The organism is Citricoccus zhacaiensis (assembly GCF_014645315.1).
GTDB classification, from domain to species: Bacteria; Actinomycetota; Actinomycetes; order Actinomycetales; family Micrococcaceae; genus Citricoccus; species Citricoccus zhacaiensis.
Genome location: NZ_BMLQ01000006.1, coordinates 131,870 through 151,172, shown reverse-complemented (window position 1 = coordinate 151,172; position 19,303 = coordinate 131,870). Strand labels below are relative to the sequence as shown.

15 protein-coding genes are annotated in these 19,303 nt (G+C 71.7%); 10 read left to right on the top strand and 5 right to left on the bottom strand.

What is annotated here, in order from left to right; all coding sequences use genetic code 11:
- The first annotated feature begins 62 nt into the window (after positions 1–62).
- Positions 63–1,082 carry a cytochrome d ubiquinol oxidase subunit II gene (cydB, locus tag IEX49_RS11320; protein WP_188806371.1) on the top strand — a complete coding sequence of 340 codons (1,020 nt, stop codon included), beginning with the start codon at positions 63–65 and terminating at the stop codon, positions 1,080–1,082.
- Entirely contained in the window at positions 1,079–4,861 is a 3,783-nt protein-coding gene (gene cydC, locus IEX49_RS11315; protein WP_188806258.1) for a thiol reductant ABC exporter subunit CydC, read from the top strand. The genes cydB and cydC overlap by 4 nt, the downstream gene beginning before the upstream one ends.
- On the opposite strand, the gene IEX49_RS11310 is transcribed toward cydC, so the two are convergent.
- A complete protein-coding gene (locus IEX49_RS11310; protein WP_229672577.1) occupies positions 4,848–7,622 on the bottom strand; it encodes a DNA gyrase/topoisomerase IV subunit A in 2,775 nt (924 codons plus the stop codon). The genes cydC and IEX49_RS11310 overlap by 14 nt on opposite strands.
- A gap of 95 nt (positions 7,623–7,717) precedes the next feature.
- Here IEX49_RS11310 and IEX49_RS11305 point away from each other — a divergent pair, with 95 nt between their 5' ends.
- The 3 genes from IEX49_RS11305 to IEX49_RS11295 are packed head-to-tail and all read left to right on the top strand — an operon-like array spanning position 7,718 to position 12,452.
- Complete coding sequence (locus IEX49_RS11305; protein ID WP_188806257.1) at positions 7,718–10,438, top strand: bifunctional acetate--CoA ligase family protein/GNAT family N-acetyltransferase; 2,721 nt, start codon at positions 7,718–7,720, stop codon at positions 10,436–10,438.
- Between the two features lie 44 nt (positions 10,439–10,482).
- On the top strand, positions 10,483–11,208 hold the full coding sequence (locus IEX49_RS11300) for a DUF5998 family protein (RefSeq protein ID WP_188806256.1): 726 nt from the start codon (positions 10,483–10,485) through the stop codon (positions 11,206–11,208).
- Complete coding sequence (locus tag IEX49_RS11295; protein ID WP_188806255.1) at positions 11,205–12,452, top strand: alkaline phosphatase family protein; 1,248 nt, start codon at positions 11,205–11,207, stop codon at positions 12,450–12,452. Before IEX49_RS11300 ends, IEX49_RS11295 begins: the two co-directional genes overlap by 4 nt.
- A gap of 20 nt (positions 12,453–12,472) precedes the next feature.
- On the opposite strand, the gene sepH is transcribed toward IEX49_RS11295, so the two are convergent.
- Complete coding sequence (gene sepH / locus IEX49_RS11290; RefSeq protein ID WP_188806254.1) at positions 12,473–13,861, bottom strand: septation protein SepH; 1,389 nt, start codon at positions 13,859–13,861, stop codon at positions 12,473–12,475.
- Between the two features lie 325 nt (positions 13,862–14,186).
- Between sepH and IEX49_RS11285 the strand changes: the two genes are divergently transcribed.
- On the top strand, positions 14,187–14,486 hold the full coding sequence (locus IEX49_RS11285; RefSeq protein ID WP_188806253.1) for a DUF4193 domain-containing protein: 300 nt from the start codon (positions 14,187–14,189) through the stop codon (positions 14,484–14,486).
- 115 nt (positions 14,487–14,601) lie between these two features.
- Here IEX49_RS11285 and IEX49_RS11280 read toward each other — a convergent pair whose 3' ends face one another.
- On the bottom strand, positions 14,602–15,126 hold the full coding sequence (locus IEX49_RS11280; protein ID WP_188806252.1) for a DUF3093 domain-containing protein: 525 nt from the start codon (positions 15,124–15,126) through the stop codon (positions 14,602–14,604).
- A 169-nt stretch (positions 15,127–15,295) separates the two neighbouring features.
- On the opposite strand from IEX49_RS11280, the gene dut reads away from it, so the two are divergent.
- The 4 genes from dut (at position 15,296) to IEX49_RS11260 (ending at position 17,833) form a co-directional block, all read left to right on the top strand.
- The gene (dut, locus tag IEX49_RS11275) at positions 15,296–15,739 is read left to right on the top strand and encodes a dUTP diphosphatase (RefSeq protein ID WP_188806369.1); all 444 of its coding nucleotides are present in this window, start codon (positions 15,296–15,298) and stop codon (positions 15,737–15,739) included.
- Between the two features lie 150 nt (positions 15,740–15,889).
- A complete protein-coding gene (locus IEX49_RS11270) occupies positions 15,890–16,693 on the top strand; it encodes a DUF3710 domain-containing protein (protein WP_188806251.1) in 804 nt (267 codons plus the stop codon).
- Between the two features lie 8 nt (positions 16,694–16,701).
- Positions 16,702–17,070 (top strand): single stranded DNA-binding domain-containing protein, encoded by a 369-nt coding sequence (locus IEX49_RS11265; protein WP_188806250.1) that lies wholly within the window; start codon positions 16,702–16,704, stop codon positions 17,068–17,070.
- Entirely contained in the window at positions 17,054–17,833 is a 780-nt protein-coding gene (locus tag IEX49_RS11260; RefSeq protein ID WP_188806249.1) for a DUF3159 domain-containing protein, read from the top strand. The genes IEX49_RS11265 and IEX49_RS11260 overlap by 17 nt, the downstream gene beginning before the upstream one ends.
- Positions 17,834–17,866: 33 nt before the next feature.
- On the opposite strand, the gene IEX49_RS11255 is transcribed toward IEX49_RS11260, so the two are convergent.
- Complete coding sequence (locus IEX49_RS11255; RefSeq protein ID WP_115931436.1) at positions 17,867–18,583, bottom strand: potassium channel family protein; 717 nt, start codon at positions 18,581–18,583, stop codon at positions 17,867–17,869.
- Positions 18,580–19,299 (bottom strand): potassium channel family protein, encoded by a 720-nt coding sequence (locus IEX49_RS11250; RefSeq protein WP_188806248.1) that lies wholly within the window; start codon positions 19,297–19,299, stop codon positions 18,580–18,582. The genes IEX49_RS11255 and IEX49_RS11250 overlap by 4 nt, the downstream gene beginning before the upstream one ends.
- Positions 19,300–19,303: the final 4 nt, after the last annotated feature.

Genomic DNA, 19,303 nt, shown 5'->3' with positions numbered 1-19,303 from the left:
CCCAGTCCGCCCAGACCGCTCAGACCCCCGAGATCCCCGAGAGGTAGACCGTCATGGAATCGATCGAGTTCCTTCCCACCTTCTGGTTCGTCCTGGTGGCCGTGCTCTGGGTGGGCTACCTCTTCCTCGACGGCTTCGACCTCGGCGTCGGCATGCTGATGAGGGGCTGGGCCCGCAACGAGAGCCAGCGCCGCGTCATCCTCAACACCATCGGTCCCGTCTGGGACGGCAACGAGGTCTGGCTGGTCACCGCGGCGGGTGCCACGTTCGCCGCCTTCCCGCTCTGGTACGCGGCCCTGTTCGCGGGCCTCTACCTCCCGCTGACGATCACCCTGCTGGCCCTGATCCTCCGGGCCGTCTCCATCGAGTACCGGGGCAAGGCCCTGACCGCCCGGACCCGGGACCGCTGGGACTGGTGCATGGCCGGCGGCTCGGCCGTGGCCGCCTTCAGCATCGGCCTGATGCTGGCCGTGACCACCACGGGCCTGCCGCTGAACGCCAACGGCGACCGTGTGGGCGGGCCGTTCGCCTGGCTGTCCTGGGAGGGGGTGCTCGGTGGCCTGGCCGTCGTCGGGTTCTCGCTGGCCATGGGCTGGGCCTACCTCGGTCTGAAGACCGACGGCGCCCCGCGGGAGGCGGCGCACCGCCACCTCACCCGCTGGCTGCCCGTCTACCTGCTGCCCCTGGGCGCGTGGGGCGTGGTGGTGGTCTCACGCCAGGACGGCCTCATCCCGTGGATGCTGCTGGCCCTGGCCCTCGCAGCCGCCCTGGGGGCTTTGATGGCGGCCCAGCTCCGCCGCGAGGGCTGGACCTTCATCGCCCTGGGTGCGTCCCTGCTGGCCGGCGCCGCGGGCATCTTCCTGGCGGTGTTCCCCGTGGTGCTGCCCTCCACGATCGATCCGGCCTTCGACCTGACGGCCATGAACGCCTCCTCCTCGGAGTACACGCTGAACTTCATGGCCTGGGTCGCCGTCATCATGGTGCCGATCATCCTGGCCTACTCGGCCTTCGTGTACTGGGTCTTCCGGCAGCGGTTGCACGAGACGCACATCCCGGAGTCACACGTGGTGACGCCGGTGTGAGACCCGAACTGCCCACCTCCCGTTCCGGCCGGGCCGCTCTGGCCCTGCTGGCCCTGCTCGCCGGGATCAAGGCCGCCGGCTGGATCCTGCTCGCCACCGCCCTGGCCCGCGGCATCACCTGGTTGGCCGAGCGACTGCCCGCTCCGGAGAGCAGCGACCTCCTCGGCCTGCTCTTCGCACCGGACCCGGCGTCCTACGATCCGCTCGCCCACGGGTTGCTCTCGGACGCCGCCGGAGCCACCCTCGCCCAGGTCGTGGCCCTCGGCGTGGCCGGCGTCCTCGCCCGGGCCGCCGCGACCTGGGGACAGCAGGTGTTCTCCCGGCGCGCAGCCCTGGGCGCCAAGGAGGAGCTGCGCCACCGGATGGTCGCCCACCGCCTGGCCTCTGCCGGGGCCGGCGCGGACCGGGCGGGGGAGGACTCCGTGCTCGCCTCCTCCGGCTTGGACGGGCTCGACAAGTACTTCACCCAGTACCTGCCCGCCCTGCTGACCGCCGCGGTCATGCCGCTCGTGCTCGGGGTGTGGATCCTCACCCACGACTGGGTCTCCGCCCTGGTGCTGGTGTTGACGATCCCGCTCATCCCCGTGTTCATGGTTTTGATCGGGCGGTACACCGAGGATCGTGTCCAGCAGGCCGCCGAGGGACTGGACCGGCTGTCCCACCACGTGCTGGAACTGGCGCGGGGCCTGCCCGTCCTGGTCGGGCTGCGCCGGGCCGGCACGCAGCGTCAGGCGCTGGCGGGGGTCTCGGACCGCTACCGGGCCACCACCATGACCACCCTGAAGACGGCCTTCATGTCCGGCTTCGCCCTCGAGCTGATCAGTACCCTGTCCGTGGCCGTGGTCGCCGTCTTCATCGGCGTGCGGCTGGTCTACGGGGAGCTCGACCTCTACTCCGGGCTGCTCGTGCTCACCCTCGCCCCCGAGGTCTACCTGCCCTTCCGGGACATCGGCTCCGCCCACCATGCCTCCGAGGACGGGGTGGAGGCCCTGCGCCGCGCCCGCGCCGACCTCGACCGTCCCGTCCCGGCCTCGCTCTCGGACGTCCTCGGCACGGACGTGGCACCGGCTCGAGAGCCGGCCGGAGAGCCGGCCGCAGCACCGGTCGCCACAGCGGCCGCCGACCACGGTACGGGCCCGGTCGCGGACCCGTCTGCCCACGGGAGGGAGGACCGGCTGGTCCTCCGAGGTCTGGGCATCGCCTACCGGGACCCCGACGGCGGGACGTTCCCGGCCGTCGTCGGGCACCTGGACCTCGACCTGGCCCCCGGTGAACTGACCGTCCTCGGCGGTCCCAGCGGCACGGGCAAGACGACGGTCCTGTCCGCCCTCGCCGGGGTGCTGCGGGGCGGCGAGGCCGAGTTCACCGGCACGGCCGCGGGGCTGGCCGGCCGGCGCGTGGCCTGGCTCGGCCAGCACCCCGCGTTCAGCGAGCCTACGGTCGGCGCCGAGCTGGCGCTGTACGCCGCGGCGTCCGCGGGCCCGGACGGGGCTCCCGGCTGGGACGGCGACGCCGGCCTCCTGGCGGCCGAGGTGCTCGCCGCCTGCGGCCTCGGCGGCTTCGCACCCCGCCACCCGGACGAGCTCAGCCCCGGGGAACGACGCCGGCTCGGCCTGGCGCGCGTGCTGGTGCGCCTGATGGCGGCGCCCGTGAACTCCGCCACCTGGCTGATCGTCCTGGACGAGCCGACGGCCCACCTCGATGCCGAGAACGCCCAGCGGATCCGCGCCGTGCTGGCCGCACTGCGCTCCGGACGCCTCCCGGGTGGCGGTGCCGTGGATGCCATCCTGCTGGTGGCCTCGCACGATCGCGACCTGCAGGCGCTCGCGGACAGAGTCCTCGGGGCGCCGACGGGGGAACCGCAGGGGCCCCCGGCATCGGAGGAACCGCACCTGCCACAGCTGCCGAACGCCGCGGCCTCGAGCGCGACGCCGGCCTCGGACCACGGCGGCTCCACCGTGACTGCCGCCGAGGCCGGGACGCCGGCCGCGGTTGAGACGCCGAGCGCGACGGGTGCCGACCCGCGGACCGGGACCAGCTCCTCGAAACGATGGCCGCGCCGGCGGCGCTGGCGCGGTTGGCTCCGGCTCTTGCCGCTGACGGAGCGGACGTTCATCGCCGGCGTGGCCTGGGCGACGGCGGCCACGCTGGCCGCGGCGCTGCTGTCCGCCCTCTCCGGCTGGCTGATCGTGCAGGCGGCCTATCAGCCTCCCGTGCTCCACCTGCTCTCGGTGATCGTCCTGGTGCGGTTCTTCGGCATCGGACGCGCCCTGTTCCGCTACCTCGAACGGCTGGACACCCATGACGCGGTGCTGGCCTGGGCGAACCGGATCCGGCTGCGGCTGTGGGACGCTTTCGGCTCGCAGGCTGCCCAGTGGGGCCGGCTGACCCGGTCCGGTGGCGCGCTGTCCGTGCTGGTGGCCGACGTGGACGAGCTGCGCGATGCGCTGCCGCGCGTGATCGTCCCGGTCCCGGCCGCCATCATCAGCTGGCTGATCACCGTCCTCATCGTGGTCCTGATGGCCCCGGCAGCCTGGTGGCCCGCCGTGGTCGCCGGACTGGCCGGCCTGGTGCTGGTGCCGCTCGTGGTGGGGCTGGCCGACCGGCAGACCACCCGTGCCCTGACGGACCACCGGACCGGGCTGCTGCAGCGCACCACCGCCCTGTTCGCGGCGGCCCCGGACCTGGCCGGCAACGGCGCGGCAACACTCGCCACGGAACGGTTCGGGGCCGCCGACCGCGCCGCGGACCGTCCCCTGAAGCGCAATGCGGCGGCCGCCGGACTCGGGCAGGCCCTCGCCTCCCTGCTCTCCGGTTGGGCGGCGGTGCAGACCCTGGTGCTCTGCGTCCAGAACGGGGTGACCGCACCCGTCACGGCCATGGTCGTGTTCCTGCTGCTGGCCCTGGCCGAGCCCCTGGGCCTGTACAGCACGGCCTGCCAGGAGGCGGCGATCCTGTCCCGGCAGCTGGCCAAGACCGCGCCGCTGCTCACCACAGGGAATGCCTCGGACATCGCCTCGGACACAGCCTCGGGCACCGCCCCGGACAACGTCACCGAACCTGACGCAGACCCGGTTGCCGGCCCAGTTGCCGGCCCGGCTTCCGTCACCGGCATCGCGCTCTCGGCGGCCGCCGTACGCTACCCCGGGACGGCGACGGACGTGTTCCGGGGCCTGGACCTGACGGTCCGCCGTGGCCAGCTCGCGGTCGTCACCGGGCCCTCGGGCTCCGGGAAGTCGACCCTGCTGGCCGTCCTGCTCGGCTTCCTGCGGCCACGGCAGGGCCGCTACGTCCTGGAGACCGCCAGTGGCCCGGTGAGCTCGCCAGACGCTGTCCTGAGCGCCGTGGCCTGGTGCCCGCAGGACGCCTACCTGTTCGACTCCACGCTGCGCTCCAACCTGAACCTGGCCCGGGATCCGGAGGACCGTCCCACCGACGGTGAGCTCATCGCGGTCCTGAGCCTTGTGGGCTTGGGGGACTGGCTGGACGCCACCCCGAGCGGACTGGACACGAGGATCGGCCCCTCCGGGCACTTCCTCTCCGGTGGCCAGCGCCAGCGGGTGGCCGTCGCCCGCGCGCTCCTGGCCCGGGCCGACGTCGTGCTCCTGGACGAACCGACGGCCCATCTGGGGGCCGACGAGGCGGCCGAGTTGGTGGCGGACCTGCGCACCGCCCTGGCGGACCGCACGGCCGTGATGGTGACCCATGACCGCCGGTTCGCCGGCTCCGGCCAGGTGCACCTGGAGCTGGACGGAGCCGGAAGGGTCAGTCCCCGGTGATCACCGCGTCGTCGCCGGCCGCGAAGGGGTCGGTGTCCGTCGGTGCCTCGGCCAGGCCGCGGCGGCCCTCGGCCTCGCCGAACAGAGTCTCTCCGAAGAGGGCCTGCTCGGCGCTGTCCGCGTCGGCGCCGCCCCCGGGCTGAGCGGCGGCCGACGCGCCGCCGGCAGCAGCGCCGGCCTCGGCGTCCGGGGCGGACACGACCGGAGAGGCTCCGGCGCCGACGGCCTCGACGAGTTGGTCCATGGCCAGCCCGGAGCCGTCCCGGGGGCCGAACTCGGCCGGCAGCGCTCGGGCCACGCCCTGGGCGGAGGCCCCGAGCGCGGGCTCGGCCCCGGCCCACGCCAGGGACAGCAACGTCTCGCCCTTGAGCAACCGGTGGGCGCGGACACCGCCGGTGGCGCGGCCCTTCGCCGGGTACTCGTCCAGCGGTGTCCTCTTCACGGACCCCGGGACCGTGCCGGGCAGTGTGTCCTCACCCGTCGCCACGGTCACGACGACGGCCCGGTGGCCCTCCTCCGCATCCTCGCCGACGGTATCGGCCGGGACGGCGGAGAAGGCGATCACGGCATCGTCCGCGGCCACCTTGATGCCGGCCATGCCCCCGGCGGTACGGCCCTGTGGCCGCACCAGCGAAGCGGCATAGCGCAGCAGCTGGCCCTTGCGGGTGATGAAGACCAGCTGGTCCTCATCACGGGCGGTGCCGGCGCCGATGACCACGTCGTTGCCCTTGAGCGCGATGGCGTCGAAGTCGTCGCGGTTCAGCGGCCACTCAGGGTTGACGCGCTTGACGATGCCGTTGCGGGTGCCGAGGGCCAGCACGGTGTTCAGCGGAACCAGGGCCACGAGCGATTCGCCGCGCTGCAGGGTGAGGAAGTCCTTGACCTTCACCCCCGCGGTGAGGTTCGGCGTGGGGGAGGACTCCGTCAGGGCCGGGATGTCCACGACCTGCACGCGCTGGATGCGCCCCGCGGAGGTGAGGGCGCCGATCTCGCCCCGCGCCGTCGCCGGGACCACCGAGCGGTAGGCGTCATGGCGCTGGCGGCGACCGCCGGTGGCCAGCGGGGTGTCGTCGGAAGTACGGGCCAGCTGGCCCGCCGTGCTGAGTACCACCCAGCACGGAGTGTCCGGGACCATGAGCCCGTCCGAGCCACCACCCGGCAGGGCGGCCCGGGAGGAGGCACCGGCACCGGAGGCCGGGGTGGCCCCGAGTTGACCGGTTCCGCCGGCGGTGACGGGCGCGAGGTTCTCGGACTCCAGCAGCACCGTGCGGCGGTCGTCGCCGTATTCCTCGGCCACGTCCGCCAGCTCCCCGGAGACGAGGTCGCGCAGCCTCTGCTCCGAGGCGAGGATGGCCTCGAGCTCGGCGATCGCCTTCTGCAATTCGTCCTGCTCGGCCTCGAGGTCCAGCCGGGAGTACTTCGTCAGCTGGCGCAGGCGCAGCTCGAGGATGTGGTTGGCCTGGATCTCCGTCAGGTCGAAGACGCCCATCAGCCGGGTCCGGGCCGCCGCCGTGTCATCCGAGGTGCGGATGATCTGGATGACCTCGTCGATGTCCACCAGGGCCAGCAGCAGACCCTCGACCAGGTGCAGGCGGTCCTTCTTCCGGCCCAGGCGGTAGGCGCTGCGCCGGCGGACCACGTCGAGCCGGTGGTCCACGTACACCTGCAGCAGTTCCTGCAGGCCGAGGGTGCGGGGCTGGCCGTCCACGAGCGCCACGTTGTTGATGCCGAAGGACTCCTCCAGCGGCGTCGTCTTGTACAGCTGAGCCAGGACACCCTGCGGGTTGAAACCGCTCTTGAGCTCGACGACGAGCTTGAGGCCGTTCTTGCGGTCGGTCAGGTCCAGGACGTCCGCGATGCCCGTGAGCTTCTTCGCGTTGACGGCGTCCTTGATCTTCTCGATCACCTTCTCCGGGCCGACGCCGTAGGGCAGCTCGGTGACCACCAGTCCCGTCTTGCGGGCGGTCACCTGCTCGACGGCGACCTTGGCGCGCATCTTGAAGGAGCCGCGCCCGGCCGCGTAGGCGTCCCGCACCCCGTCCAGGCCGACGATGCGGCCGCCCGAGGGCAGGTCGGGCCCGGGGACGTGCTCCATGAGGTCCGCCAGGGTCGCCTCGGGGTGGGCGAGCAGGTGGCGTGCCGCGGCGATCACCTCCCGCAGGTTGTGCGGGGCCATGTTGGTGGCCATGCCGACCGCGATGCCGGAGGCGCCGTTGACGAGCAGGTTCGGGAACGCGGCAGGCAGCACGGCAGGCTGCAGGAACTGGTTGTCGTAGTTCGGCACGAAGTCCACCACGTCCTCGTCCAGCGAGGTCGTCATGGCCAGGGCGGCCGGGGCGAGCCGGGCCTCCGTATAGCGCGGGGCGGCGGGGCCGTCGTCGAGGGAGCCGAAGTTGCCGTGCCCGTCCACCAACGGCAGGCGCTGGGAGAACGGCTGGGCCAGCCGCACCATGGCGTCGTAGATCGCCGTGTCCCCGTGGGGGTGCAGTTTGCCCATGACCTCGCCGACCACGCGGGCGGACTTCACATGGCCTTTGTCCGGGCGCAGTCCCATCTGGCTCATCATGTACAGGATCCGCCGCTGCACCGGCTTCATGCCGTCCCGGGCGTCCGGCAGGGCGCGGGAGTAGATCACCGAATAGGCGTACTCGAGGAACGAGGTCTCCATCTCCGAGGAGACATCGATGTCCACGATGTTCTCCTGCTCCAGCGGGATCGCCTGGGCGGCCGGGGCGGAGTTTTTCTTGGGGGTACGGGCCATGGGGTGCTCTGAAGTCCTTGTCGATCGCCGGTCGGTCGCGCGCCTGCCGCGAGAACGCGCCAGCGCGAGGGGCGGGAATTGTCTACTGTGATCCTATGGGTGAGAAGCCGAAAACCCCCGAATATCCGGCCTACTGGGAAGCCGATGTCGTCTTGCGGGACGGCACCACGGCACATCTGCGCCCGGTGCGGCCCGAGGATGCCTCGGGGCTGGCCCGGATGCACGAGGGGCAGTCACAGAGCTCCATCTACCTGCGCTTCTTCACCTTCAAGTCCTCCCTGTCCCGCAAGGAGCTGGAGCGCTTCACGCACGTGGACTACCGGGACCGGGTCGCGTTCGTGGTGCTGCGCGGCGAGGAGATCCTGGGCATCGGCCGCTACGACCGGCTGGATGACCCCCTCGAGGCCGAGGTGGCCTTCAACATCTCGGACGCCTCCCAGGGCAAGGGCATCGGCTCGATCCTGATGGAGCACCTGGCCGTGGCCGCCCGCGAGAACGGCATCCGCCGGTTCACCGCCGAGGTGCTGCCGGAGAACCGCAAGATGCTCTCCGTCTTCCAGGACACCGGGTTCGAGGTCTCCCGGCACTTCGACGACGGCGTGGTCGCCGTCGCCTTCTCGATCGACCCGACCGCCAAGTCCCGCGCCGTCATGGAGTCCCGTGAGCACCGCGCCGAGGCCCGCTCCGTGGCGGAGCTGCTCGCGCCCGAGGCCGTGGCCGTGATCGGCGCCAGCCGCCAGTGGGGATCCGTGGGTTTCGCCCTGCTGCAGAACATCATCGAGGGCGGGTACCCGGGACCGGTCTACGGCATCAACCCCGAGGCGCTGGAGGTGGCCGGGATGATCTCCCGCGCCACCCTGGCGGAGGTCCCCGGGCCCGTGGACCTCGCCGTCATCGCCGTCCCAGAGGCCGAGGTTCCCGCCGTGGTGCAGGACTGCGCCCACCACGGTGTCAAGGGGCTGCTCGTGGTCACCACCGGCTACGCCGACGCCGGCCGGGAGGGCCTGGTGCGCCAGCGCGCCCTGGTCCGCCAGGCCCGGGCCAACGGCATGCGCGTGATCGGCCCGGCCTCGGCCGGCCTGATCAACACCGCACCCGAGGTCTCCCTGAACGCGTCCGTGTCCCCGTTCCTGCCCGTGCGCGGACCCGTGGGGTTGTTCTCCCAGTCCGCGGTCATCGGCGTCACCCTCTTCGCCGCGGCCCACCGCCGGGGCATCGGCCTGTCCTCCATGCTCTCGGCGGGCAACCGCGCGGACGTCTCCGGCAACGATGCCATGCAGTACTTCGAGGACGATCCGGCCACCGGTGCCGTGGGCGTCTACCTCGAGTCCTTCGGCAACCCCCGCAAGTTCTCCCGCATCGCCCGGCGCCTGTCCCGGTCCAAGCCCGTGGTGGTGGCCCGTTCCGATGTGATGGGCCGTCGCCTGCCCCCCGGTCATGAGACCCGCACCACGCAGGCGCCCACCGGGGCTGTCGACTCCATGCTGGAGCAGACCGGCGTCATCCAGGTCGAGAACCACGATGACCTGATGGACCTGATGCAGACCGTGGCCAGTCAGCCGCTGCCGGCGGGTCCCCGCGTGGGCGTGGTCGGCAACTCACTGGCCCTGAACCGGGTGGTGATGGACGCCGTGGAACACCACGGGTTGACAGTGGCCAGCACAGTGCTCGTCCCCGACCTGGACGCCGAGCACGTGGTGGACGACGCGGTGCGGGCGGTGGGCCGCGCCGTGTCCGAGACCATCGCCTCCGGCGAGGTGGATGCCCTCCTGGTGGTCACCCAGGCGGGGATGCACCAGGAGGTGGGCGACTCCGACCGGCTGGCTGCCGCGGTGGAGGAGGCCTCCCGCGGAACGTCCGTCACGGTCCTGGCCTCGCTCACCGGTGTCCTGGACCTCACCTACCGATCGGCCAGCCTGCGGGGCTCCGGTCCGTCCACCGAGGAGGGGCTGCAGGGCGGGATCCCCGTGTTCTCCTCGCCCGAACAGGCCGCCCGCGTCCTGTCCCGCCTCGCCTGGTACAGCGCCTGGCGGGAGGCCGAGGCCGGGGTGCCCGTGGAACCCGAGGGAGTCGACCGCGACCGCGCTGAGGAACTCCTCGAGGGGTGGGCCTCGCGCGCCCACGGCACCGGCCTGGTCCGCCTCACGGCGGACGAGGCCGGGGAACTGCTCGGTTGCTATGGCATCCGGGTGCTGCCCTCGGCCCGCTTCACCACCGAGGAGGGCGCCGTCCTCGCGGCCGACCGCCTGGGCTGGCCCGTGGCGGTCAAGGCCGTGGACTCCTACCTGCGCCACCGTCTGGACCTCGGCGGGGTGCGGCTCAACATCGTGGACGCCGAATCGCTGCGGCGCAACGTGGCCCAGATGCGCCAGGTCCTCGAGCCCTTCGGCAGCCCAGACCTCGAGGTGCAGTCGATGGCCCCGTCCGGGCAGGCCTGCACCATCACCGCCCTCGAGGACCCGCTCCTGGGACCGGTGGTCTCCTTCGGCATCGCCGGGGACGCGGTGGACCTCCTGGACGACTGGGTCCACCGGGTGCCACCGCTGACCAACCAGGACCTGGACCGGATGATCCGCGCCCCGCGGGCCGCCGCCAAACTCTACGGCTATGGGGGACTGCCCGCCGTGGACACGGACGCCCTGCAGGACCTGCTGGCCCGGGTGGCCGCGCTGAAGGACGACCACCCGCAGGTGGCCCGGATCCGGTTCAACCCGGTGCTGGCCTCGGACCGGGGCGTCACGGTCCTCTCCACGGAGATCGACGTGGCCAACGCCGCCCAGCGGACCGACTCCGCACGCCGGGCCATGCGGGACTGACCAGCCGGCCCACCGGCGGGGTGCCTGCCGATAGCATGGACACCATGACTCCACTGCGCAGGAACCCGGGATCGGGCCAGCAACCCTCCGGGCACCACTCCTCGGGGAACGCCAACACCGGGGCCGGGGCCGGCTCGAGCGCTCCGCAGCACCGCCCGGCACCGCCGGTCGACGGTACTGGGGCCTCGATGCCCAGCCTCGGGGCGGACATCGAGCGCGCCGGGTTCTACCCGGAGCTCGTGGCGGACGTCCTCGACTCCGTGCTGGACGGACGGGAGGTCTCGAGCCACCTGGTGCACGTGGACACGCACTTCGACTATGACGAGATCCACCGCCACATCACCGTGCTGGCGCTCGCGGGGGACATCGTGGCGGCCCTGCACCTGGACGACCACGCGATGGACGACGCGGGCCGGCAGATCATGGCCCAGGTCTCCACCGAGGTGGTCCCCGTGCGCCGGATCGACTCCGTGGTGGCCACCACCATGCACCCGCAGCCGCAGAACTTCCGCCGCGGCGACCCGATCGCCGAGGTCACCCTGTCCGTGACCTGGGCCGGCGGCCAACGGCTCGACCTGGCACCTGCCGCCTGCGGTGATCCTGAGTGCGAGGCCGACCACGGGTACACCGGCACCTCCACGCGCGAGGACCTCGTCCTACGGGTCGCCGCGGAGGCCGAGGGTCAGCAGGCCGTCGACCAGGCGCTGGCGTTCTATCGCGAACTGCGGCGGGCGACCACGGACGACACCGGGGCCCGGTCCGGCCGGTGACCTCCGCACCACCGCTGCCCGCAGGTCCTCCCTTTGCCGGCAGGTCCCTCTCCGGGGTCTTCACCTCCGCCGCGGCGGCCCTCGGAGCCGATGGCTTCACCAACTCGCTGCAGTTGCCGCGGACCCGGCGCGCCGTCGTCGTCATGGTGGACGGGCTCGGCAAGGCGCTGCTGAAACGGTACGCCGGCCACGCCCCCTTCCTCCGGTCCGTCCTGGAGGGGGACGCGGCCACCCTGCAGGTCGCCTTCCCCACGACGACGGCCGCCTCCCTCTCGAGCCTCGGCACCGGACTGGAGCCGGGCCGCCACGGCCTGGTCGGCTACGACGTCCTCGACCCGGAGCGGGACACGGTCATCAACCAGCTCGGCGGCTGGGACCCCCTGACCGATCCGCGCTCCTGGCAGCCGCATCCCACGGTGTTCGAACGCCTCGCCGCCACGCGGCCGGCGCCGGCCCAGGGTCACGGTGGCACCGGTGCCTCCGATGGCACAGGTCGCCGCGTTTCGGCCTTCGACGATCCCGGCGTGGACGCCGTGACCGTCTCCCTGCCGGCGTTCGAGGGCTCGGCCCTGACGGAGGCGTCCCTGCGGGGCTCGCGGTTCGTCGGGGCGAAGACCCTGCAGGCCCGGTTCCAGAAGGCCAAGGAGGAACTGCACGCGGCCACCGGCCCGGTGCTGCTGTACCTCTACCTCAATGAACTGGACAAGGCCGGTCATCAGCACGGGACCGGATCGGAGCAGTGGCTCCACGCCCTCGAGGAGATCGACGGCGCCGCCCGCCGCCTCAGTGCCGCCGTGCCGCGGGACACGCTGCTCATGCTCACCGGAGACCACGGCATGGTGGACGTGCCCGAGTCCGGCAGGATCGATTACGCCGAACTGCCAGCCCTGGTGGACGGAGTCCGGCACACGGCGGGGGAGCCCCGCTTCGTCCAGGTGCATTTCGAGGCGGATGCCTCGGCGGCCGTGCGCGAGTCGACGGTGGCGGCGTGGCAGGAGACCTTCGCCGACCAGGCGTGGATCCTGACACGAGAGGAAGCCGTCCAGGCCGGGTGGTTCGGCGCGGTGGACGCGCGGGTGGCACCACGCATCGGCGACCTCCTGGTGGCCGCCCACGGGCCGGTCGCCCTGTATGACGGCCGGAGGGTGGCGCCGGCCGCCTTCGAGATGGTGGGTCACCACGGTTCCCCGACGCGGGCGGAGCGGGAGGTGCCGCTCTTGATGATGCACCGTCCCCGGCGCTGACGGCTACGGCAGCGGAGAGGTCAGTCGCCCTTGCGGCCGAAGACGATCTCGTCCCAGCTGGGCACCGAGGGTCGTTTCGACTTGGTCCCCGCATTCCGGGTACCGGGCTTGCGCCCCGCCGTCCGGCCCTTGTCCCCGGCGAGGGTGGGGGGCTCGTCCTCGTCGCTCCCGGGTCGCGGCGAGCCGTCGGCGCCGAAGTCCAAGGCGGTCTGGTCCGGATGCACCTCGGGGGCGGCCTGGTCATCACCGGCCTGGTGCTCGCCGGTCCCTGCCTCAGCGGAGGCGTCACCCCGGCCGTCGTCGTCCTGGCCGTCGCCGCGGCTGCTGCCGTCCATGCCGCTGTCGGCGTCGTCCTCCGCGATCGCCCAGGCATCGTGGTCAGCGCTGGCAGCGCTGGAAGTTGGCGTCGTGCGGCCGAACCGTGGGTCCCAGCGGCTGCTGGGGCTGATCTCGTCCGCGGTGTCTCCGTCAGCGTCGTCATCCTGGCCGGACGGGGTGGAGGCCACGGTCAGGCGAGGCCGCGACGTCCCTGCGGTGGACTGCTCGTCACGGGTGAGCATGAGGGCCAGCTCGTCGTCGCCGTCCTCGTCCACACCCAGGCGCTGGCCGCGGCGGGCCCGCAACACGTCCAGCAACTCGTCCTGCGAATCCTGGTCGACGGCCGGGCGGGGTCCGGCGGACGCCGTGGGGGATGACGGCGCCGGGGTCTCGTCCTCCTCCACGTTGAACGGCCGATCGCCCACGGCGGAGAGCCGTCGCCCCCCGAACGGCCCGTCCAGGGGGTCGAGTTCGGAGAGGACCTGAGCCCAGCGGTTCTGGTTGTCGAGGTGCTGGCTGGACTGGCGATACGTCCACAGGGCAGGGGACTGGTCTCCGATCGCGGAGGCGGACCCGTCGTGTCCGTCCGTCGAGAAGTGGAGGCTGATGGTCCAGGAGCCCTCCGGGTTGCGCCAGGCGTCCCACTGGGCCGTGGCCGGGTCCATGCCGAGGGACGTCAGTCGGTGGCGGACCATGTCACCCAGGAGGGCGGGCTCCTCGCCGAACGTGCTGCGGTACAGGTCGTGCCCGGTCTGCGGGGCCGCGACCTCGACCTGGCGGGCCAGGTGGGCGATCCAATCGCGTTCGGCCAGGACCGGACCCTCGTACTTCCGGACCCGTTCGAGGTCCACACCGGACTCGGCGGAGACCTCTTCGGCGGTGGCACCGGCTCGGATGCGGGCCTGGATGTCACGGGGTGTCACCACGCCGGCCGCGGCATCGGCGGCGCGGGCGGAGGGCCGGCCGATGGGGCGGGTCGCTGCGGATCGCAGGGCCTCGGTCACCGGCAGGGAGAACTCCTCGCCGGCCTCGTTGCTCAACAGCAGGTGTCCGCCATCCTCCTGGACACCAACGAGACGGAGTTCCTGCATGTTTGTCCTCCACGGTCGGTCTACCCACATTCTCCCACCGACTTTGCCACGATTCGCCGGGGCATGCACCACGCCGGTCCGGTGTGGCGCGGATCTGCGGAAAGCAGTCGGTGCGTGTCCGCTCTCAGCGATTTGGTTTTTCCTCAGACGTGGGGAACAATCTCCACGACGCGCAGACTGAAGCAGGGCCCCGTGGGCCTTCTGCCCCCGGTTTCTCGCGACCGGTTTCCCCAGCTATCCCCGGGGGTTCCGGTGACCTTGTCGCAACATCCCACCCACGGTCGGTCATCGCCGGCCACACCAGCGGAGCGTGAATACACCCCTTATGGCCACCGATTACGACGCGCCACGCAAGAACGAAGATGAGCTGAACGAGAGCTCCATCGAGGAACTGAAGAACCGCCGCACGGATACGCAGTCCGCCGTGGTGGACGAGGACGAGGCTGAGGCTGCGGAAGGCTTCGAGCTGCCCGGAGCCGACCTCTCCGGCGAGGAGCTGATGGTCCGGGTGCTTCCCGCCCAGGCCGACGAGTTCACCTGCGCCTCCTGCTTCCTCGTGCGCCACCGCTCCCAGGTCGCCAAGGAGAAGGAGGGCCTGCTGTTCTGCAAGGACTGCGAGGGCTGAGTCGGCGACTCTCCCACAGGCTGCATCCCAGCCAGACACCACACAGGCCGGCCAGGTTCTCCTGGCCGGCCTGTGGTGTTCGTGGCTCCTGCGGTGTTCTTGACTTCAGTCGGCCTCAGTCGGACTCTACGTCGCGGGCCATGGTGCCGCCCAGGACCTCGACGAGCTGCTCCGGGTTCCGCGTGCTGGTCAGCCAGTACGGCGTCCGGTCCCGCTGGTCCTCGATCTGGATGCGGACCACCGGGTCGATCCAGCCGCGGATGCACATGAAGGCCAAACCGTGCAGGGCCGGGCCGCGCTGGTGGGTCGCATCGTCTCCGCGGTACCCGGTCACAGCGCCGACGTGCCTGCGCTCGATCCCGGCCCGGCCGACCTGCAGGGACCGTTCGGTGACCTGGATCCTGGGCGTGGAGAGCGTCAGCAGGATCGCGATGATCGCGAAGACCACCACAGCGGCTCCCAGGCCGATCTCCAGTCCGATCGGCACGAAGACCAGGATGGACAGGCCGGAGATCATCAGGGCCATCAACCAGATCCACAGGGACGGACGCAGTTTCTCTTCGTAGAGGACCCGATCGGGCGCCTCCGGCGTAGGTGGATGACCGGGCTGTTCCGCAGGGACCGAGGAGGATTCGTGCATGTCTTCTAGAATCCCACGTTTCGCGTGGCAGGGGTGAATCGGGGCCGTTGATCCGCAGCCGGGGCGGGCCCGGGTTCTCCGGTACAGTGGCCGCGTGAATCAGCCAGCAGAGTCCCTTGACACGCCTTCCGTTGACGGTGCCGTGGAGCGCCCCACGATCGCCCTGACCATGCTCGACGACGGCATCGAGCCCCCGGCGTACGCCCTCCCGGGGGACGCCGGTGCGGACCTGCGGACCACCGAGGATGTGGTGCTGGAACCGGGCGCACGCGCCCTGGTGCCGACCGGCGTCGCCCTGGCGCTGCCCGTCGGTTTCGTGGGCCTCGTGCACCCGCGGTCCGGACTGGCCGTGCGCCAGGGGCTCAGCCTCGTCAACGCCCCGGGGACCATCGACGCCGGGTACCGGGGAGAGATCAAGGTGCCCCTGCTGAACACGGACCGGACCGAGGCGATCCGGCTCCGGCGGGGAGACCGGATCGCCCAATTGCTCATCCAGAGGGTGGCCCAGGCACAGTTCGTGCTCGTGGACGAACTGCCGCCCTCGGACCGCGGCGCCGCGGGATTCGGCTCCACCGGCGGATTCGGTGCGGAGGCCCCGGTACACGGGGCGTGACAGTTCTGCGGCACCGCCGCACTGACCTAAGCTGGACTGGCCTTGCCAGCACGGATGGCCGGCCCGGTCCAGCCCGGTCGGTCGGACGGCGGCACTGGTCAGGCATGAACCAGCATCTTCTACACGTGACACGGATTGGCAGGCAGGCAGATGATCTTCGGCCGTAACCGGAACGTCAAGACCGAGACGGTCGTCCTTCCAGAGGAGCTCCAGGATCCCCGGGACCAGCTGGCGACCGAGCCCGAAGCCGAGGCCAGCGGCCCCTTCGACATCGCCGACCGCCCCGATGCGGACGGCTACCTCGACCTGGGATCCCTGCGCATCCCGGTGGTGAAGGACATGAAGGTGCGCCTCGACCTCGAGGACACCACCAAGCGCCTGATCGGCGTGACCCTGCAACTGGGCCAGTCCTCCCTCCAGGTGCAGGCCTTCGCCGCCCCGCGCGCGGGTGGCATCTGGGACGAGATCCGCGCCGAGATCCTCGAGTCCGTCACCGTCACCGAAGGCGCCCAGGTGGGGGAGCAGGAGGGGCAGTTCGGCACCGAGGTCGTCGCTCGGATCCCCGCCAAGATGCCCGATGGATCGCCCGGCTGGCGGGTGGCCCGCTTCGTCGGCGTGGACGGTCCCCGGTGGTTCCTCCGCGGCGTGATCGGCGGCGAGGCGGCCTTCAAAGCCGAAGCCGTGGGGCCCGTCAACGAGTTGTTCTCCCGCATCGTGGTCCGGCGCGGGGATGATCCCCACCCGCCGCGGGAACTGTTGCCGCTCACCCCACCTGAGAACATGCGTCCGGTGCGCCAGCCTGGTCAGGCCGGTCAGGCCGGTGAGTCGGCCGAGACCGGGTCTTCCGGACCGGCGGGATCACCGCAGCCGACGGGCCGGTCAGAGGCGCCGACCATCGTGGACCCGCGCCAGCGGCCGCCGGAGCGCGGACCGGAAGTGACGGAAGTCCGCTGACACCGTCCATGTCCTCCGCCACCGCGCCCGCACCCCCGACCCTCCCGCAGCCGGGGACGGCGGGTGCTGCACGCCGAGGAGCCCATGGGGCTCTCGTGCAGCGCGTGGGCCTGGTGGCAGCCGTGCGGTTGACGGCGGCGGCCGGACCGGTGCGTTTCGCCGTGGACCTGGTGACCGAGGCTCCCCGTCCCGGCCGGGTGTCCACCGGCGGCGAGCGGCTGCGGCTGGTATGGATCGGGCAGCGCCGGATCCCGGGCATCGAGGCCGGGCGCTGGCTGCGGATCGAGGGATTCCTCTCGGAGCACGATGATCTCCCGACGGTCTTCAACCCCCGTTACGAACTGCTGGCAGGAGCGCCGCATGACCCACGATCCTGAGACCTCGGGCGCACCCGCGCCGCAGGGTTCTCCGAACGTCACACCCCCCGCCGACGGCGTGCCGGAGCGGGACGATCCGCGCGGCCAGCTCGACGCGGCCCTGCGCAAGGTCGGGTCCGGCACCGCCGTGACAGAGAACGGGGAGATCGATGTCCTGGCGACGGTCGGCGGGTGGCGTGGCCTGCTGGAATCAGTGCTGCCCTCCGCCGTCTTCCTGGTCGCCTTCATCACCACCCAAAACCTGTGGGGAGCTGGGATCGCCGCCGTGGTGGTGGCCGCCGCCTTCAGCGTGGTCCGGCTCCTCCAGCGTCAGAGTCCGATCCAGGCCCTGGCGGGACTGGCCGCCGTCGTGCTGTGTGTGGTGGTGGCGCTGAACACGGGCGAGGCGAAGGACTACTACCTCTGGGGATTCGTCACCAATGCGGCCTATATCGCCGCGATGGCCGTCTCCGTCCTCGTGGGTTGGCCATTGCTGGGGCTGGTCTTCGGGCTGGTCCGCAACGAGGGGATCGCCTGGCGCCAGGACCCGCAGCGGCGCCGGCGCTATGCCCTGGCCACCTGGATCCTGGTGGCCGCCCTCGCCCTGCGGCTGGCCGTCCAGGTTCCCCTCTACTTCGCCGACCTGCTGACCGCTCTGGGCACCGCACGGCTCGTGATGGGACTGCCGCTCTATGCGCTGGCCCTGTGGTTCGGCTGGCTGGTCTCCGCCCGCCAGGACGCGGAATCGGTGTCCGAGGGCCGTCCGGACCAGTCCGACGCCTGAACCTCTCTGCCCACTCTGCCCCTTCTCTGTCCTCTATCCGCGCGTCTCGCGCTGGGACAGCGACTCGCGCTGACCTCGGGCCTGCCGCTCGTCCTCGGGCACCAGGACGTCCCGCAACCGTGACTCCGCCTCCTCGGTGGCCAGGAAGAACAGTTCGTCACCTGCTTCCATGACGTCGTCGTCACTGGGCGTGATGGGCCGGGTATCCCGGATGATGGACACCACGGAGATGTCCTCCGGCCAGGACACCGAGCCGAGCCGGCGACCATCGGCCCAATGTCCGGCGGGAACCGTGAACTCCACGAGAGTGGTCTGTCCAGACTTCAGCGTCAGCAGCCGCACGAGGTCACCGGTCTCCACGGCCTCCTCCACCAAGGCGGTCATGATGCGCGGCGTGGAGACGGCCACGTCCACCCCCCACGCCTCGTCGAAGAGCCAGTCATTCTTCGGGTTGTTCACGCGGGCCACGGTCCGGCCCACGCCGAACTCGGATTTGGCGAGCAGAGAGACCACGAGGTTGGCCTTGTCATCGCCTGTGGCGGCCACCAGGACCTCGGCCGTCTCCAGGTGGGCCTCCTGCAGGACCGTGAGCTCGCAGGCGTCGCCCATGAGCCACTTGACGCCTCGCAGCCCGGAGCGGGCGACAACCTCAGGCTTGGTGTCCACCAGCAGGACCTCATGGCCGTTGGCCAGCAGTTCACGGGCGATCGATGAACCGACGGCGCCGGCTCCGGCGATGACGACCTTCATGCTCGGTCCACCTTTCCGCTGTCCTCCGGGCGGTCCTCCAGCAGGTCCGCACCGGTCTGTGGCCCGGCCGCCAGCGCCCGTTCGGCCTCGGACTGACCGGCCACGGCCATCACGGCGTGCACGATGTCACCCTGTTGGTAGAGGGTGCCGCCGGTGGGGACGATGCCCTCGCCCATGCGCGTGACGAAGGCGACTCGGAGGCCGGCCTCCGCCTCCAGCTCGGCCAGGGGGCGTCCGATCCAGGCGGGGGAGACCCGCACCTCGGTCATGATGATCCGCCCCGAGGCGTCCCGGAAGTCTCCGGCCAGGTCTGCGTCCGGCAGGATCCGGCGCAGGACCTGGTCCGTGGACCAGCGCACGGCAGCCACCGTGGGGATGCCGAGCCGCTGGTAGACCTCTGCGCGGCCCGGGTCGTAGATCCGGGCGACGACGTGTTCCACACCGAAGGTCTCGCGAGCCACGCGGGCGGCGATGATATTCGAGTTGTCCCCCGAGGAGACAGCGGCGAAGGCGTAGGCATCGTGGATCCGGGCCTTGGTCAGGGCGTCCCGGTCGAACCCGACGCCGGTGACCCGCTGTCCGCCGAAGTGCCGTCCCAGACGCCGGAAGGCCCGCTCATCCTGGTCCACCACGGCGACCGTGTGGCCGCCCCGCTCCAACGTGAGGGCCAGGGAGGAACCGACGCGGCCGCACCCCATGATCACGAAGTGGGCCATCGGA

What these genes read in the sequence shown, in the direction of transcription:
- IEX49_RS11260 (WP_188806249.1), top strand. Translation starts at nt 17,054, where the DNA reads ATGACCCACGATCCTGAGACCTCGGGCGCACCCGCGCCGCAGGGTTCT.
- IEX49_RS11285 (WP_188806253.1), top strand. Translation starts at nt 14,187, where the DNA reads ATGGCCACCGATTACGACGCGCCACGCAAGAACGAAGATGAGCTGAAC.
- IEX49_RS11250 (WP_188806248.1), bottom strand. Translation starts at nt 19,299, where the DNA reads ATGGCCCACTTCGTGATCATGGGGTGCGGCCGCGTCGGTTCCTCCCTG.
- IEX49_RS11300 (WP_188806256.1), top strand. Translation starts at nt 10,483, where the DNA reads ATGACTCCACTGCGCAGGAACCCGGGATCGGGCCAGCAACCCTCCGGG.
- IEX49_RS11270 (WP_188806251.1), top strand. Translation starts at nt 15,890, where the DNA reads ATGATCTTCGGCCGTAACCGGAACGTCAAGACCGAGACGGTCGTCCTT.
- dut (WP_188806369.1), top strand. Translation starts at nt 15,296, where the DNA reads ATGCTCGACGACGGCATCGAGCCCCCGGCGTACGCCCTCCCGGGGGAC.
- IEX49_RS11265 (WP_188806250.1), top strand. Translation starts at nt 16,702, where the DNA reads ATGTCCTCCGCCACCGCGCCCGCACCCCCGACCCTCCCGCAGCCGGGG.
- IEX49_RS11280 (WP_188806252.1), bottom strand. Translation starts at nt 15,126, where the DNA reads ATGCACGAATCCTCCTCGGTCCCTGCGGAACAGCCCGGTCATCCACCT.
- IEX49_RS11310 (WP_229672577.1), bottom strand. Translation starts at nt 7,622, where the DNA reads ATGGCCCGTACCCCCAAGAAAAACTCCGCCCCGGCCGCCCAGGCGATC.
- IEX49_RS11255 (WP_115931436.1), bottom strand. Translation starts at nt 18,583, where the DNA reads ATGAAGGTCGTCATCGCCGGAGCCGGCGCCGTCGGTTCATCGATCGCC.
- IEX49_RS11305 (WP_188806257.1), top strand. Translation starts at nt 7,718, where the DNA reads ATGGGTGAGAAGCCGAAAACCCCCGAATATCCGGCCTACTGGGAAGCC.
- sepH (WP_188806254.1), bottom strand. Translation starts at nt 13,861, where the DNA reads ATGCAGGAACTCCGTCTCGTTGGTGTCCAGGAGGATGGCGGACACCTG.